Origin of the sequence: Sphingobium sp. DC-2 (assembly GCF_000722555.1) — a bacterium.
Lineage (GTDB): Bacteria > Pseudomonadota > Alphaproteobacteria > Sphingomonadales > Sphingomonadaceae > Sphingobium > Sphingobium quisquiliarum.
The window spans coordinates 232106-246823 of the sequence record NZ_JNAC01000057.1 but is presented as its reverse complement, the minus strand read 5'-3'; the positions used below and the strand labels follow the sequence as shown (position 1 = coordinate 246823).

Below are 14718 nucleotides of genomic sequence, written 5' to 3'. Positions count from 1 at the left end.
CGTGCGCGCCCGGGGGCGATATGACTACCGAAGTTGATTATTATTCATTGCTCGAAGTCGAGCGGACGGCCGATGCCGGGACGATCAAGAGCGCCTATCGCAAGCTTGCGATGAAATATCACCCCGATCGCACCGGGGGCTGCACCGACAGCGAAGCGAAGTTCAAGGCCGTTTCCGAGGCTTATGAATGTCTCAAGGACCCGCAGAAGCGCGCGGCCTATGACCGCTACGGCCATGCGGCCTATACCAACGCCCAGAATGGCGGCGGCGGCGGTTTCAACGGACGCGGCGCGGGTGGCTTTTCCGACCTTGGCGACATTTTCGAGACGATCTTCGGCCAGAGCGGCTTTGGCGGCGGGCGTCAGGCCCAGCGGCGCGGCGCGGACCTGCGCTATGATATGGAGATCAGCCTCGACGACGCCTATCACGGCAAGCAGACCGAGATAGAGATCGAGGTTTCCGCGCCCTGCGACAGTTGCGACGGTTCAGGCGCGCAGCCGGGCACGGGGGTCAAGACCTGCACCACCTGTCACGGGCATGGTCAGGTCAGGGCGCAGCAGGGCTTCTTCGTGGTCGAACGCACCTGTCCGGGTTGCCACGGCGCGGGTCAGGTGATCGAAAGCCCCTGCCGCGCCTGTCGCGGCGAGGGGCGGGTGGACAAGCCCAAGACGCTGTCGGTCAACATTCCCGCAGGTGTCGATGAAGGCACGCGCATCCGCCTTTCCGGCGAGGGTGAGGCAGGCGCGCGCGGCGCACCGCCGGGCGACCTCTACATCTTCCTGCATGTGAAGCGGCATCCGATTTTCGAACGCGAAGGCACGACCCTCTTCTGCCGCGCGCCGGTCAGCTTCACCACGGCGGCGCTGGGCGGCTGCATCGAAGTGCCCGGCCTGGACGGCCAGCGCCACGAGATCAAGATTCCGAGCGGCATCCAATCGGGCAAGCAGATCCGCCAGCGCGGCGCAGGCATGCCGGTGCTGAACGGCCGGGGGCAGGGCGACCTGGTGATTCAGGTCGATGTCGAAACCCCGACCCGCCTCAGCGCCAAGCAGCGCGAACTGCTCGAAGCCTTCCGCGAGACCGAGACCGGCGAAGAATGCCCGCAATCGACGGGCTTTTTCAGCAAGCTCAAGGAATTATGGGGCGATTGAAGCCTCTATAAACGGGCGCCAAAATCCTCCCTGCGCCGATAGGCGTGGGGAGGATGTAGCCAAGGCCTTGCGCGTCCGGCTCCTCAAGCCGCCAGGAACATATCCGGGTCGATCGCCATCAGGCTCTCCGCGCCGCCCTCGATCTTCCGCCGCAGCGCGCCCGCATCGGGCATGATGCGTTCGGCAAAGAAGCGCGCCGTGACCAGCTTCGCCTCCAGATAGCGCGCATCGCCTTCGCCCGCCTTCAGCAGCGTGGCGGCCGCCTTTGCCATGCGCAGCCACATGAGGCCGGTCGAAACGATGCCGAGAATGTGCATATAATGCACCGCGCCAGCCCCGGCATTGTCGGGGTTCTGCATCGCATTCTGCATCAGCCACATGGTCGCCGCGCCCAGCTGCCCGCTGGCCTTTTCCAGCGCTTCGGCAAGGCCTGCCACCTTCTCATCGCCCTTGGCCGCAGCAACCTCGTCCGCGACGATTTTCAGGAAGGTCTGCAACGCGCGCCCGCCATTCATCGGCAGTTTGCGCCCCACAAGGTCCATCGCCTGCACGCCGTTTGTGCCCTCGTAAATCTGGGCGATGCGGGCGTCGCGCACATATTGTTCGACGCCATTTTCCCAGATGTAGCCATGGCCGCCGAACACCTGCTGACACATGACCGTGACGTCAAAGCCCTTGTCCGTGCCATAGCCTTTCAGCACCGGGGTCAGCAGCTGGACCATATCGTCGGCCGCCTGCCGTTCTTCCTCGCTCGCTGCATGTTGCGCCAGATCGACCTGGAGCGCGCCCCACAGCATCAGCGCGCGCAGCCCCTCGGTCAGCGCCTTGGCTTCCATCAGCATCCGCCGGACATCGGGGTGGACGAACAGCGTGTCGGCTTTCTCATCCTTGTCCCTGGGGCCGGTCAGCGCCCGGCCCTGCCGCCGCTCGCGCGCATAATGGACCGCGTTCTGGAAAGCGATTTCCGCCTGGCCCAGCCCCTGCATGCCGACCCACATGCGCGCGGCGTTCATCATGATGAACATGGCGGCAAGGCCCTTATTCTCCTCGCCCACGATCCAGCCCTTGGCGCCGTCATAGTTCATGACGCAGGTCGCGTTGCCGTGAATGCCCATCTTATGTTCAAGCGAGCCGCAGGACACCGCGTTGCGTTCGCCGAGTGACCCGTCCTCCTTCAACAGCACCTTCGGCACGACGAAGAGGGAGATGCCCTTGCTGCCTTCCGGCGCGTCCGGCGTCTTGGCAAGGACGAGGTGGATGATATTCTCGGTCAGGTCCTGCTCGCCCGAGGAAATGAAGATCTTCGTGCCGGTGATGGCATAGCTGCCGTCATCCTGCCGCACCGCCTTGGTCTTGATGAGGCCAAGGTCAGTACCGGCATGGGGCTCCGTCAGGTTCATCGTGCCGGTCCACCGGCCTGACACCATGTTGGGAATATAGGTCTGCTTCAATTCGTCGCTGCCTTTGGCGAGCAGGGCGGCGACCGCGCCGCTGGTGAGGCCATGATACATTTCGAAGCTGTGATTGGCCGACAGCACATATTCGCCCACGGCGCTCGCCACGACATTGGGCAGGCCCTGGCCGCCATATTCGACCGGCGCATGCAAGGTCGTCCAGCCGCCCTCCACATAGGTATCGAACGCCTGCTTGAAACCGGGCGGGGTGGTGACGCTGCCATCGGGATGGCGGGTGCACCCTTCCTTGTCGCCCACGGCGTTCAGCGGGAACAGCACCTCCTCCGCGATCTTGCCGCCTTCGGCCAGTATGGCTTCGATCAGGTCGGGCGTCGCATTTTCGAAGCCCGGAAGATTGGCATAGCGGTCCAGCCCCAGCACATGATCGAGCACAAAACGGGTCTCACGGATCGGGGCGGTATAGCTGGGCATGATCTTCTCCGGGAATATTGTCGTTCTGATGAAGCGTTATTTTTCGAGCGCGGCGACGAAACCCGACAGTTCGGCGATTGCTGCGTCGATATCGTCCTTCTGCCGGGTGAGCAGTTCGATGCGCGCCTTGCACTTGGCAAGAGTGACGCGGCGCTGCTCCTCATGCTCTTCATCGGCGTCGTACAGGTCGATCATCTCGCGAATGTCGGCCAGGCTGAAACCGACCCGCTTGCCGCGCAGTATCCACGCCAGCCGGGCGCGGTCGCGGCGCGAATAGATGCGCGCCAGGCCCTGCCGCTCCGGCGCGATCAGCCCTTCATCTTCGTAGAAGCGCAGCGCCCGCGCGGTGACGCCGAATTCTTCCGACAGGTCGGTGATGGTATAGCTTTGCCGTTCGCGTTGATCCGGCACCTCTATGCCGGCGATGCTGCTGCGCTGGTCCATGGCGGGCAATCTAGGGACACCTTACGTTTACGTCAAGGTGAGTGCGCTGGCCGCATGATATCCAGATGACAAGAGCCGCCGCTGGCGCTAGGGGCAGCAGCATGACGGGGGCGATCAGACAATCGGAAGCCGCGCGGGGCCTTCTGGCCGCGCTCGCGCTGCTTGTCCTCGCCATCCAGCTAGTCGCCCCGTCCGGCTTCATGCCGGTGCGCACCGACCGGGGCGTCGTCGTGACGCTGTGTACCGGGCAGGGCGCGGTCAATGTCGTGGTCGATCGTGACCATGCGCCCGGCAAGCCGCATCCCAAGGGCGATGCCGCGCCTGTTCAGCAGCATTGCCCCTTCGCCGCGTCGGTCCAGCCGCTGATCCCGCCGCTGGCCGCCGCCGATCTTGCCCTGCCTGCCTGGCAACTTGCGTTCGGGCCGATCGCCTTCGCGCTCAAGACGGGCCTTGTCGCCCGGCTGGCCGCCCCGCCGCCGCCTTCATCGGGGCCGCCTTCAACCTTCTAGAAAATTCATTTTGCGCGCTGCCATGCCGGTGGCGCTGGCGTTGTATTTTCATGAGGTTGTCCTGTCATGTCCGTCATTCTTGACCTGCGCAGCGTGTCGCTGTGCGCCCTTGCCTGTTCTCTCACGACCCTGCCCGCGCTGGCCGATGAAGCGCCCGATCAGGGGAGGATCATCGTCACGGCCCTTCCCATGATCGAAGACGCCCAAGCGCGCGTGGACCGCGTAGCGGGCGGGGCGGATGTCGTCGCGGCGCAGGAATTCGAAGACAGGGTGGCCGTGTCGCTGCGCGACGCGCTCAGCTTTTCGCCCGGCGTCTATACCCAGCCGCGGTTCGGGCAGGAGGTGCGCATCTCCATCCGCGGATCGGGCATTTCACGCGGCTTCCACATGCGCGGGCTGACGCTGTTGCAGGACGGCATTCCGATCAACCTTGCCGATGACAATGGCGATTTCCAGGAACTGGACCCGCAGGTGTTTCAGCATCTGGAGGTCTATCGCGGCGGCAATGCGCTGCGTTGGGGCGGATCGACGCTGGGCGGCGCGATCAATGCCGTCACCCCGACAGGGCGGAGCGCGCCGGGAGCGGAACTGCGCATCGACGGCGGATCGTTCGATACGCTGCGCGCCAAGGCGGCCTATGGCTATGCCGGTGCGCGCGGCGATGCCTGGATGGCGATCACCGCCGATCGTTCGGACGGCGACCGCGACCATGCGGCGCGCAAGGCAGTCCGTTTCAACGGCAATGCCGGGTTGAAGATCAGCGATACGGTCGAGACGCGGTTTTACGCGAGCGTGCAGAGCATTCGCCAGAGCCTGCCGGGCACCCTGTCGGAAAGACAGGCGCTGAACCGTCCAGCCGCCGCCAACCCCGCCAGCGTCACGGGCGATCAGGCGCGCGACATCGATTCCATTCGCTTGCAGAACCGCACGACCGTGCAACTGGGCCGTGGCGCGCTGGAAGGGGGCGTGTTCCTGAACGTCAAGGATCTGTTCCATCCCATTTTTCAGGTGGTGGACCAGAAATCGACCGATTACGGCCTCTATGGCCGATATGATCTGGAAGCGGGGCCATTCGGCCTCACCCTCGGCAGCACAGCCCGGTTCGGCGAGGTTCGCTCACGCCGCTTCGTGAATGCGGCAGGCCGCCGCGCTCCGGGTGCTGCGCCAACGTTCGATGCCCGCCAGCGGGCGCAGACGATCAACAGCTATGGCGAACTGCGCTACCGTCCCGCAGACAGGCTGACGCTGATCGCGGGGGGCATCTATACCCATGCTGAGCGGGAACAGGATCAGCAGATCCCTGCCTCCGTCAGCGCGCGGGTCGATTATGATGCGTTCGCGCCAAAATTCGGCCTGCTGTTCGAGCCGGGCGAGGCCGTGCAATTCCATGCCAATTACAGCCGTTCCGTCGAGATGCCGGGCTTTGGCGAAGTCGCGCAGATCGCGGCCTTCGTGCCCGTGCGGCCGCAAAAGGCGTGGACCGTCGAGGTGGGCACAAGGGGACGTTCCGGTATCGCCGCGTGGGACGTCAGCCTCTATCGCGCGGATCTTAAGGACGAAATGCTGCAATATACGGTGAACCCCGCGCAGGGCATTCCAGCCGCAACCTTCAACGCGGATCGCACCCTGCATCAGGGGATCGAGGCGGGTCTGGACCTGACGCTCGCTCCCTGGGCGATGCTGCGGCAGGTTTATCAGTATAGCGATTTCCGCTTCCGGGACGATGTGCAGTTCGGCGGCAATCGCCTGCCGGTGGTGCCGCGCCACTTCTATCGGGCGGAACTGCGGCTGGGCACGGACCGGCTCAGCCTTTCCCCCGCCGTGGAATGGGTGCCGCAGGGGGCATGGGTGGACTATGCGAATACAAAGCGGATCGGCGGTTATGCGATGCTCAACCTCGGCGCGCAGGCGGAGGTTAGGGAGGGCGTGACGCTGTTCCTCGACGCGCGCAACCTGACTGGAAAGCGTGCGATCGGGGATATCAGCGCGATGGTCCGCTACGTGCCGGATAATCCGGCTACCCCGGCCGATGAAGGCAGCGCCGCCTTCTACCCGGTTGAGCGCCGCGCCATCTATGGCGGGCTGCGCGCCCGTTTCTAAGGCGCGCTCCCCTCATCCTCATGGGGGGCTGGAGCGGGCGGGGAAATGGGTCTAGGGGCGGGGCCATGTTGCGTCTGTCCGGCCTGAAACTGCCCCTCGACCATCCGGCCGAAGCGATGCCCGCCGCGATCTGCGCGCGGCTGGGCATCGCGGCGGCGGACCTGATCAGCCATGCGGTCGTGCGCCGCGGCAACGACGCCCGGCGCAAGAATGCCATCCAGCTCGTCTACACCGTCGATGTCGAACTGGCGGACGAAGAGGCGGTGCTGGCCCGCTTCGCCAGTGATCATGATGTCCGCCCCCGTCCCGACACTGATTATCGCTTCGCCGCCCATGCGCCTGACGGGTGGAGCGGCAAGCGGCCAGTGGTGATCGGCGCGGGGCCGTGCGGCCTGTTCGCCGGGCTGATCCTGGCGCAGATGGGTTTCCGCCCGATCATCCTGGATCGCGGCAAGGTGGTGCGCGAAAGGACCAAGGATACCTGGGGTCTGTGGCGGCGCGCGGAACTGAACCCCGACAGCAACGTGCAGTTCGGCGAGGGCGGGGCTGGCACCTTTTCCGATGGAAAACTCTATTGCCGGGTCAAGGACCCCCGTTTTCTGGGCCGCAAGGTGCTACAGGAATTCGTCGCGGCTGGCGCGCCCGCCGATATCCTGACCGAAGCGCATCCGCATATCGGCACCTTTCGCCTCGTCACCATGGTCGAAAGCCTGCGCCGCCAGATCGAGGCGCTGGGCGGCGAATATCGCTGGCAGCACAAGGTCGAGGAACTGGAACTGACGGCCGGGGGCGATGGCAGGCAGCGGCTGCGCGGCGTGCATCTGTCCGATGGCGGCTTTATCGAGGCGGATCATGTCGTGCTGGCGGTGGGGCACAGCGCGCGGCCGACGTTCGAAATGCTCCACCGGCGCGGCGTGCATATAGAAGCCAAGCCCTTTTCCATCGGCGTGCGCATCGAACATCCGCAAAGCTGGATCGACCGGGCGCGTTACGGCAATTGCGCGGGCCATCCGTTGCTGGGCGCTGCGGCCTACAGCCTTGCGCATCACTGCGCCAATGGGCGCACGGTCTACAGCTTCTGCATGTGTCCGGGCGGCCGCGTGGTCGCCGCCACGTCGGAGGAAGGGCGTGTCGTCACCAACGGCATGAGCCAGTACAGCCGCGCCGAGTTCAACGCCAATTCCGGGCTGGTGGTCGGCATCGACCCGGAACGCGACTATCCCGGCGGCCCGCTGGCAGGGATCGAGCTTCAGCGGCACTGGGAAAGCATGGCCTATGAGGCTGGCGGATCATCCTATTGGGCGCCGGGGCAGAAGGTCGGGGATTTCCTTGCGCGCCGTCCCTCGACGGAGTTGGGGGAGGTCATCCCCTCCTACAAACCAGGCGTCACCATGACCGACCTGTCGCGCTGCCTGCCCGATTTCGTCATAGAGGCGTTTCATGAGGCGCTGCCCGCCTTCGGACGGCAGATCGCCAATTACGACCATCCCGATGCGGTCATGACGGGCGTCGAAACCCGCACCTCTTCGCCCATCCGCATCACGCGCGGTGCGGATTATCAGAGCCTCAACGTCACCGGGCTCTACCCGGCGGGCGAAGGGGCGGGCTATGCTGGCGGCATCCTGTCCGCCGCCATCGACGGGATCAAGGTGGCCGAAGCGATCGGCCTCGCGATCAGTGCCGATGGCGCGCCTTAACCAGCCTTGCGGTCTGCCTGAGTCGGGGCCGTGGATGCTGTAGCGTCCGGCAAAAGGCAGTGGCGCCAGACGCTTGCCCAAGGCGTACGTCTTTAGTTCGATTATTTCGTCTTTCTGGTTCTTCTTGATATTTGTACTATGTGGATGAGTTTGAAGGCGTAAAATGATTATTCCGCACTGTGTTGCGGGTCTATATAGCCTCTCTGCTCTCGGCCGGTCCGATGCTGCCGCAGCAGTCCCAATGACAATCGAAGAGAAAGCAGAGGAGGCCATCATGCATGCCAAACCTGTTGTCGTAGCGCTGTGCGCCTGTCTGGTTGCGCCTGTCGCTGCGGAAGCCCGGCAGGGACCGGGGCAGCTTACCGTCGTCGCGCCGGAAAAGGATGCGGCCAGTTATGAAGCCTGGACCGGAAGGACGGCCGCCCGGCTATCCCGCAGCATCCGCAATGCCAGCTGGCTCTACCGTGACGCCAGTTCCACTGGCTACAGCCGGGTCCAGTTCCGCCTGGACGATCAGGGAAGGCCGCAAAATGTGGAACTGGCGGGTCCCTCCACCTCGCGCAACATCAACCGCATCTCCATGCGCGCGGTGAAGGCCATGGGATCGCTTCACCCCTTGCCCGGCAATGTGGGCGCGAACCGCAAGTTCGAAGCGTGGATCATCGTTGCGCGCGATGACACGGAAAAGGAGGGCATGCTGAGCGCCCTGCGTTCGCAATACCGGGCGCAGACCATGGCACAGGCGGAAAAGGATCGCCCCATCCTGATCGCGCAGCGCTGAAACGCCCGCGCTACAGCGCTTTGCGGCAAGGGAGCGCGTTGCCGGTGCGGCGCGCTCCCTCCGCTTCTTTCCACCGGGCCGGTCATCAAGTGCAACTTACCGCCTTGGGCGGCGTTCGATAGCGATGCCCTCACCCCCTTCCGGCTTTCAGGACGGCAACGGGTCCAGCCATTCGGACCCCGGTCAAGGCCGCTGCGCGTCCGCCATGGCAGGCGGGCGGGGCCGGGCCGTCGCGGCGCGGTCAGGGGCCGCCCGATGATCGAACGTCATCTCGCCCGGATCAAGGCCCGGCACTCCCTTTCGAAGGAAGAGGAGCAGGCGATCCTTGCGCTGATCCCTCCCGCGCGCCCGGTGTCCAGGAACAGCGTCATCGTGCGGGAAGGCGAACTGCTGGAGGCCAGCACCCTCCTGCTCGACGGGTTGCTGTGCCGCTACAAGGATCTGCCCGATGGCAAGCGGCAGATCACCCAGTTGCATGTCGCGGGGGATTTCGCCGACCTTCACGGTTTCACGCTCAAGCGGCTCGAACATAATATCATGGCGCTCACTGACTGCATGCTGTCGCGTGTGCCCCACGAAAGCATCCGCGAACTTATCGAGGCTCATCCACGGCTTGGCCGCATCTACTGGTTCAGCACCAATCTGGACGCGTGCATGAACCGGGAATGGGAATTGTCGCTGGGCCAGCGGTCGGCAGCGGGGCGGCTGGCGGCACTTTTCTGCGAATTGCATGAGCGGTTGGCGATCGTCGGGCTGAACGGCGAACGCTTCACCCTGGGCATGAACCAGTCCCAGCTTGCCGATGCGCTGGGCATGACTTCCGTTCACGCCAACCGGACGCTGCGCCTGCTGCGCGACCAGCGCCTGCTCGACTATAATCGCGGGGAAGCGCGCATCCTGGACCTTGATGGCCTTAAGCTGATGGCGGAATTCGACCCCAGCTATCTTTATCTCGATGCTGAACCCTTGTGATGGCGGGAACCGTCTGCCGATGATTCATTCTCCTATCGACCCGGCTGACGCCGCGCTCGCCGCCCTGCTTCAACTGCTCAAGGCGCGTGATTACCATTTCGTGACGCCCACGCCCGCTACTCACGGGCTGGTCCTGAGCCGCCCGGACCGGCGCGAGGCGCGCAAGATTGAGGATGTGCTGGGATGGAGCCTGCCATTCGGCACGTCTCTGCTGGATCGCGAGGTCATGCAGTTGCTGAAAACGGCGGGCGCGCTTGAGGAAGCGGGGGAGGGGCGCTGGCGCTCCCTGTTCCGGGTCTCCTCTTTGGGCGGTGCGCTGTTCCTCCATTCCGCTTACCCCACGGATGATGAGGATGCCGTCTTCTTCGGTCCTGACAGCTATCGTTTCGCCCGGCTGATCATGTCGGAACTCAGCGCCCGGCCGCCCGCCGCGCCTGTGCGCCTCGCCGACATGGGCGCAGGCGCTGGCGTCGGCGCGATCGTCGCGCACCGGCTGTGCCCCGGCGCGCGGCTGATCATGACCGACATCAATCCAAAAGCGCTGCGGCTTGCCCGGATCAACGCAGGCGCGGCAGGCGTCGAGGCGGAATTCATCGAAAGCGACGGCCTGACCGGCGTCGATGATCCGATTGACCTGGTGCTCGCCAACCCGCCCTATATTATCGACCCGGCCAAGCGCGCCTACAGGGACGGCGGCGCATTGCATGGCGGCGCGGCGGCGCTCGACATGACGCGCCAGGCGCTCGACCGGCTGGCGGACGGCGGCCGCTTCATCCTCTATACCGGATCGGCGATCGTGGACGGCAAGGATGTTCTGCGCGAGGCGCTGACCGGGATGGCTGGCGCGGCGGGCTGCGCCATGCGCTATGAAGAACTGGACCCGGATGTATTCGGGGAGGAACTGGCGAACGAAGCCTATCAGGAGGTTGACCGGATCGCCGTGGTGGGCGCCGTGTTCCAGCGTTGATGCGGATCGTCCCTGATGGAAACCAACCGCCTAATCATGAAGTGAAGCGCTTCGACAGGCTCAGCCTGCGCGGATTTTAGTTCAGCAAACAGATATTCCGCCCAAGAAAAAGGCGGCATCCCCGAAAGGACGCCGCCCGATTTTCCCCGGCACAGCCGGTCAGCGAGCCCCGCGCAAGGCGGGGCGCACCGATTACTTGAGCTCGACGGTCGCGCCGGCTTCTTCCAGCTGCTTCTTGAGCTTTTCGGCTTCGTCCTTGCTGACGCCTTCCTTGACGGCCTTCGGCGCGCCTTCGACCAGAGCCTTGGCTTCGGTGAGGCCCAGGCCGGTGATGGCGCGGACTTCCTTGATGACGTTGATCTTCTTGCCGCCGTCGCCGGTCAGGACCACGTCGAATTCGCTCTGCTCTTCAGCAGCCGGAGCGCCGCCAGCAGCGCCACCGGCCGGAGCGGCAACCGCCACGGCAGCAGCGGCCGAAACGCCCCACTTTTCTTCCAGAGCCTTCGACAGCTCGGCGGCTTCGAGTACGGTCAGGGCCGACAGCTGATCGACCAGAGCATTGATATCTGCCATGTTAATCTATTCCCTTCTGGGCGGGGCGCAGCGCCCCTAATGAGAGTGTGAAAAGGTTATTCCGAAACGTCCCGCTGCCCTTAGGCCGCGTTCTTTTCCGCATAGGCGTTGAAGACCCGTGCGAGCTGGGCCGCCGGCGCCTGGGTGACGGTCGCGAGCTTGGTCGCGGGTGCAACGAGCAGCCCGACGATCTTCGCGCGCAATTCATCCAGCGACGGCATCGAGGCGAGCGCCTTGACGCCCTCCGCGTTCAGCAGCACTTCGCCCATCGCGCCGCCAACGATCTCAAGCTTGTCGTTGGTCTTGGCGAAATCGACCGCAACCTTGGCGGCTGCGACCGGATCGGCCGAGGAGGCGAGGCCAACCGGGCCGGTCAGCAGGTCGCTGATGCCGGTGTAGCTGGTGCCTTCAAGGGCGATCTTGGCGAGGCGGTTCTTCGTAACCTTGTAGGTCGCACCGGCATCGCGCATCTTCTGGCGCAGGTCCGTCGACTGGGCGACGGTCATGCCGAGGTTGCGGGTCACGACGACCACGCCAACCTCTGCCAGATGTGCGTTCAGCGCGGAAACGACCTCAGCCTTCTGATTACGATCCATGCCATTCTCCACTTCATGTCCGCCCGGAATGCCCGGACGAACGGCAAAAACCCGCGCTTGCACGCGGGGCATTAGTCCGAAGGGGAGAGATCGACTGGCCCGCATCCTCATGGGAAAACAGGCAGACCCGGACAGGTCGAACCCGGCCGGTAAAGAACTTTTCCCCGTCTAGGTTGGAGATTAAGAAGGACCGATTTCCTTCGCCAACTGTCTCGGACGGAAGACCCCAAGGGGTCTGCTGCGGGCGCCTTTAGCGGCAAAGCAGCGCGGAGTCACGCATATTCTGATCCTCCCCATCGCAGACGGGGAGGATGCGTTTGCGCTCTTAGACCCGGTCCGCCTGCACCACCGTGTCCAGCGCCCGCAGCGCCGACAATATCCGGTTCAGATGCTGGGCGTCGTTCACCTCAAGGTCGATCACGTCGGTGTGGAAAGGCCCGTCGCGGTTCACCAGTTGCAGGTTGAGGATGTTCGCCTTGGTCGCGCCGAACACGTTGGTGACCGCCGCCAGCGCGCCCGGCTGGTTCTTGACGATGACCTGGAGCCGCGCCGTGCCGCCCTTGGACTTGCTGTCCCAGGCAAGGTCGATCCAGTCGTCATCCTGCCCCGCCTCCAGCGACCGGCAGTCGATCGTATGCACCTCGATCGGCTCGCCGGTGCGGCGCACGCCCACGATCCGGTCGCCGGGAACCGGATGGCAGCAATCCCCCAGATTATAGGCGATGCCCGGCGTCAGGCCGCGGATCGACACGGGCGCGTGCTGGCGCGGATGCGCTTCCTCTACGCCTTCGGCGCTGGTGGAGCCGGGGACCAGCGCCTCCATCACCTCGAAATCGCGCAGCCGGTGGGTGGCGATGGCGATCATCAGGGCAGCGCGATCCTCCAGCTTCAAGCGCTTGAGCGCGGCCTTGAGCGCCTTTTCGCCCAGTTCGCTGGCCAGTTCGGGGGAAAAGCGGCCAATGATCTCCTCATACAGCTTTTCGCCCAGCGCAATCTCTTCCCCGCGCTGCTTCTGGCGGATGTAGCGGCGGATGGCGGCGCGCGCCTTGCCGGTCACAGCAAAGGTCAGCCAGCCCGGCTGCGGCTCCTGCCCCTCCGATTTCAGGATTTCGACCTGATCGCCATTTTCAAGGGTGGTGCGCAGCGGCACCACGCGCCCGTTGACCTTCGCGCCTACAGTCTGGTTGCCCAGCGACGTGTGCACCGCATAAGCGAAGTCCACCGGCGTCGATCCCTTGGGCAACTGGTGCAGCTCGCCCTTGGGGGAGAAAGCGAAGATGCGGTCCTGATACATCGCCATGCGGGTATGTTCGAGCAACTCGTCCGCGTCCTGGCTCTGTTCCAATATCTCGACCAGATCGCGCAGCCATGCCGCCTGATGGTCGCGCGCGTCGCTTTTCTGTTTGTAGGCCCAGTGCGCCGCCAGCCCCAGTTCCGCGTCATGATGCATGTCGCGGCTGCGGATCTGCACCTCGATGCGGGCATTGTCCTGATGGATGACGGTGGTGTGCAGCGACCGGTAGCCGTTGCGCTTGGGGGTGGAGATGTAATCCTTGAACCGCCCCGGCACCATTTTATAGGTCTGGTGGATGACGCCCAGCGCGCGGTAGCAATCCTCCGCCGTTTCGGTGATGACGCGGAACGCCATGACATCGGTCAGCTGTTCAAAGCTGATGTGCCGCTCCTGCATCTTCCTCCAGATGGAATAGGGATGCTTTTCGCGGCCTGACACGGTGACCGGCAGCCCCTTTCCGCCCAGCAGCAATTGCAGTTCCGCGCCGATGCGGTCGACCTTGTCGTGGCCGCCTTCCTTCAACTGCTCCAGCCGCTTGGTGATGCTGTCATAGGCTTCCGGCTCCAGTTCGCGGAAGGCCAGAAGCTGCATTTCGCGCATGAAGTCGTACATGCCGATCCGCTCCGCCAGCGGGGCGTAGATGTCCATCGTCTCCTTGGCGATGCGGCGGCGCTTGGTTTCATTCTTGATGAAGTGCAGCGTGCGCATGTTGTGCAGCCGGTCGGCCAGCTTCACCAGCAGCACGCGGATATCGTCGGACATGGCGAGCAGGAACTTGCGGAGATTTTCCGCCGCCCGCTCATTCTCGCTCATCGCCTCGATCTTGCTGAGCTTGGTGACGCCGTCGACCATGCGCGCGACATCCTTGCCGAACGCGCTCTCTATCTCGTCATAGGTGACCAGCGTGTCTTCGATCGTGTCGTGCAGCAGCGCGGTCACGATGGTCTGGTCGTCCAGGTTGAAGTCAGTCAGGATGCCCGCCACCTCGATCGGGTGGCTGAAATAGGGGTCTCCGCTGGCGCGTTTCTGGCTCCCATGCTTCTGGACGGAAAAGACATAGGCGCGGTTGATCATCGCTTCGTCCGCGTTCGGATCGTAGCGCTTCACGCGTTCGACAAGTTCGTACTGGCGTAACATCGTTTCCCGATTGTGTGGGAAGCACCTTGCTGTGCAACAAAAAAATCCCATCTTGGGGCAAATAGGCTGCGCTTTTGCAACGGCTGTGGCTTTGAGCTATCTAGGCGGAACGATGAAGCACAATCTGGCGCAGGATCTGGAACAATGCGCGCTGCCCAGCGCGCTGGAGATGATGGGGGAGCGCTGGTCGTTCCTCATTCTGCGCGGCGCGCTGTCCGGCATCCGCCATTTCGAGGAATTTCAATCGACCCTGGGCATCGCCCGCAACATCCTTGCCAACCGGCTCGCCCGGCTGGTGGAAAACGGCATCATGGTGCGCCAGCCGATGCAGTGCGACCGGCGCAAGGTGGAATATCGCCTGACGGAAAAGGGGCAGGAACTCGCCCCCGCCATGATCGCATTGCGGCAATGGGGCGAAAAATGGGGCTGCGGCACCTTGTCCTGCCAGGTGCTGGCGGACCGGCGGGACGGAAAGCCCATCCGCAAGATCGTGATCCAGGCGCATGATGGCCGCGCATTGGAACTCAGCGACCTTGTGTGGCTGTGCCCCGACGAAATCACGCCGGTCGCAGAGGAACCGGCGGCGGCGGCCTGAACCCGCGTGGTTCGCG

13 protein-coding genes are annotated in these 14718 nt (G+C 64.3%); 8 read left to right on the top strand and 5 right to left on the bottom strand.

Translation table 11 applies throughout. The features are described from left to right. Positions 1-20: 20 nt before the first annotated feature. Positions 21-1151, top strand: a complete 1131-nt coding sequence (gene dnaJ / locus ET21_RS0113875) for a molecular chaperone DnaJ (protein WP_030540166.1) — start codon at positions 21-23, stop codon at positions 1149-1151. An 83-nt stretch (positions 1152-1234) separates the two neighbouring features. Here the strand turns inward: dnaJ and ET21_RS0113870 are convergent, their stop codons facing one another. Both ET21_RS0113870 and ET21_RS0113865 read right to left on the bottom strand, forming a co-directional pair. Then, positions 1235-3037, bottom strand: a complete 1803-nt coding sequence (locus tag ET21_RS0113870; protein WP_030540165.1) for an acyl-CoA dehydrogenase C-terminal domain-containing protein — start codon at positions 3035-3037, stop codon at positions 1235-1237. Positions 3038-3073: 36 nt separating this feature from the next. Beyond that, complete coding sequence (locus ET21_RS0113865) at positions 3074-3481, bottom strand: MerR family DNA-binding transcriptional regulator (RefSeq protein ID WP_030540164.1); 408 nt, start codon at positions 3479-3481, stop codon at positions 3074-3076. A gap of 101 nt (positions 3482-3582) precedes the next feature. Here ET21_RS0113865 and ET21_RS0113860 point away from each other — a divergent pair, with 101 nt between their 5' ends. From ET21_RS0113860 to ET21_RS0113835, 6 genes are all read left to right on the top strand, one after another. Beyond that, a complete protein-coding gene (locus ET21_RS0113860; protein ID WP_030540163.1) occupies positions 3583-3990 on the top strand; it encodes a DUF2946 family protein in 408 nt (135 codons plus the stop codon). 66 nt (positions 3991-4056) lie between these two features. Continuing rightward, positions 4057-6090 (top strand): TonB-dependent receptor, encoded by a 2034-nt coding sequence (locus ET21_RS0113855; RefSeq protein WP_030540162.1) that lies wholly within the window; start codon positions 4057-4059, stop codon positions 6088-6090. 65 nt (positions 6091-6155) lie between these two features. Next, on the top strand, positions 6156-7787 hold the full coding sequence (locus ET21_RS0113850; RefSeq protein WP_030540161.1) for an NAD(P)/FAD-dependent oxidoreductase: 1632 nt from the start codon (positions 6156-6158) through the stop codon (positions 7785-7787). A gap of 274 nt (positions 7788-8061) precedes the next feature. Continuing rightward, positions 8062-8568 carry a hypothetical protein gene (locus tag ET21_RS0113845; protein ID WP_030540160.1) on the top strand — a complete coding sequence of 169 codons (507 nt, stop codon included), beginning with the start codon at positions 8062-8064 and terminating at the stop codon, positions 8566-8568. A 255-nt stretch (positions 8569-8823) separates the two neighbouring features. Next, complete coding sequence (locus ET21_RS0113840; RefSeq protein WP_030540159.1) at positions 8824-9540, top strand: Crp/Fnr family transcriptional regulator; 717 nt, start codon at positions 8824-8826, stop codon at positions 9538-9540. Between the two features lie 19 nt (positions 9541-9559). Beyond that, the gene (locus tag ET21_RS0113835; protein WP_030540158.1) at positions 9560-10507 is read left to right on the top strand and encodes a methyltransferase; all 948 of its coding nucleotides are present in this window, start codon (positions 9560-9562) and stop codon (positions 10505-10507) included. A gap of 192 nt (positions 10508-10699) precedes the next feature. Here ET21_RS0113835 and rplL read toward each other — a convergent pair whose 3' ends face one another. The 3 genes from rplL to ET21_RS0113820 all read right to left on the bottom strand — a co-directional run bounded on the left by rplL (position 10700) and on the right by ET21_RS0113820 (position 14107). Beyond that, the gene (gene rplL / locus ET21_RS0113830) at positions 10700-11080 is read right to left on the bottom strand and encodes a 50S ribosomal protein L7/L12 (protein ID WP_021238670.1); all 381 of its coding nucleotides are present in this window, start codon (positions 11078-11080) and stop codon (positions 10700-10702) included. 80 nt (positions 11081-11160) lie between these two features. After that, the gene (gene rplJ / locus ET21_RS0113825) at positions 11161-11676 is read right to left on the bottom strand and encodes a 50S ribosomal protein L10 (protein ID WP_030540157.1); all 516 of its coding nucleotides are present in this window, start codon (positions 11674-11676) and stop codon (positions 11161-11163) included. A 325-nt stretch (positions 11677-12001) separates the two neighbouring features. Next, positions 12002-14107 carry a bifunctional (p)ppGpp synthetase/guanosine-3',5'-bis(diphosphate) 3'-pyrophosphohydrolase gene (locus ET21_RS0113820; RefSeq protein WP_030540156.1) on the bottom strand — a complete coding sequence of 702 codons (2106 nt, stop codon included), beginning with the start codon at positions 14105-14107 and terminating at the stop codon, positions 12002-12004. Positions 14108-14219: 112 nt separating this feature from the next. On the opposite strand from ET21_RS0113820, the gene ET21_RS0113815 reads away from it, so the two are divergent. Continuing rightward, on the top strand, positions 14220-14702 hold the full coding sequence (locus ET21_RS0113815) for a helix-turn-helix domain-containing protein (RefSeq protein ID WP_021238667.1): 483 nt from the start codon (positions 14220-14222) through the stop codon (positions 14700-14702). Positions 14703-14718 lie beyond the last annotated feature (16 nt).

Bases quoted from the DNA above. Each gene is read 5' to 3' on its own strand.
- dnaJ (WP_030540166.1), top strand. From the start codon at position 21: ATGACTACCGAAGTTGATTATTATTCATTGCTCGAAGTCGAGCGGACG.
- ET21_RS0113870 (WP_030540165.1), bottom strand. From the start codon at position 3,037: ATGCCCAGCTATACCGCCCCGATCCGTGAGACCCGTTTTGTGCTCGAT.
- ET21_RS0113865 (WP_030540164.1), bottom strand. From the start codon at position 3,481: ATGGACCAGCGCAGCAGCATCGCCGGCATAGAGGTGCCGGATCAACGC.
- ET21_RS0113860 (WP_030540163.1), top strand. From the start codon at position 3,583: ATGACGGGGGCGATCAGACAATCGGAAGCCGCGCGGGGCCTTCTGGCC.
- ET21_RS0113855 (WP_030540162.1), top strand. From the start codon at position 4,057: ATGTCCGTCATTCTTGACCTGCGCAGCGTGTCGCTGTGCGCCCTTGCC.
- ET21_RS0113850 (WP_030540161.1), top strand. From the start codon at position 6,156: ATGTTGCGTCTGTCCGGCCTGAAACTGCCCCTCGACCATCCGGCCGAA.
- ET21_RS0113845 (WP_030540160.1), top strand. From the start codon at position 8,062: ATGCATGCCAAACCTGTTGTCGTAGCGCTGTGCGCCTGTCTGGTTGCG.
- ET21_RS0113840 (WP_030540159.1), top strand. From the start codon at position 8,824: ATGATCGAACGTCATCTCGCCCGGATCAAGGCCCGGCACTCCCTTTCG.
- ET21_RS0113835 (WP_030540158.1), top strand. From the start codon at position 9,560: ATGATTCATTCTCCTATCGACCCGGCTGACGCCGCGCTCGCCGCCCTG.
- rplL (WP_021238670.1), bottom strand. From the start codon at position 11,080: ATGGCAGATATCAATGCTCTGGTCGATCAGCTGTCGGCCCTGACCGTA.
- rplJ (WP_030540157.1), bottom strand. From the start codon at position 11,676: ATGGATCGTAATCAGAAGGCTGAGGTCGTTTCCGCGCTGAACGCACAT.
- ET21_RS0113820 (WP_030540156.1), bottom strand. From the start codon at position 14,107: ATGTTACGCCAGTACGAACTTGTCGAACGCGTGAAGCGCTACGATCCG.
- ET21_RS0113815 (WP_021238667.1), top strand. From the start codon at position 14,220: ATGAAGCACAATCTGGCGCAGGATCTGGAACAATGCGCGCTGCCCAGC.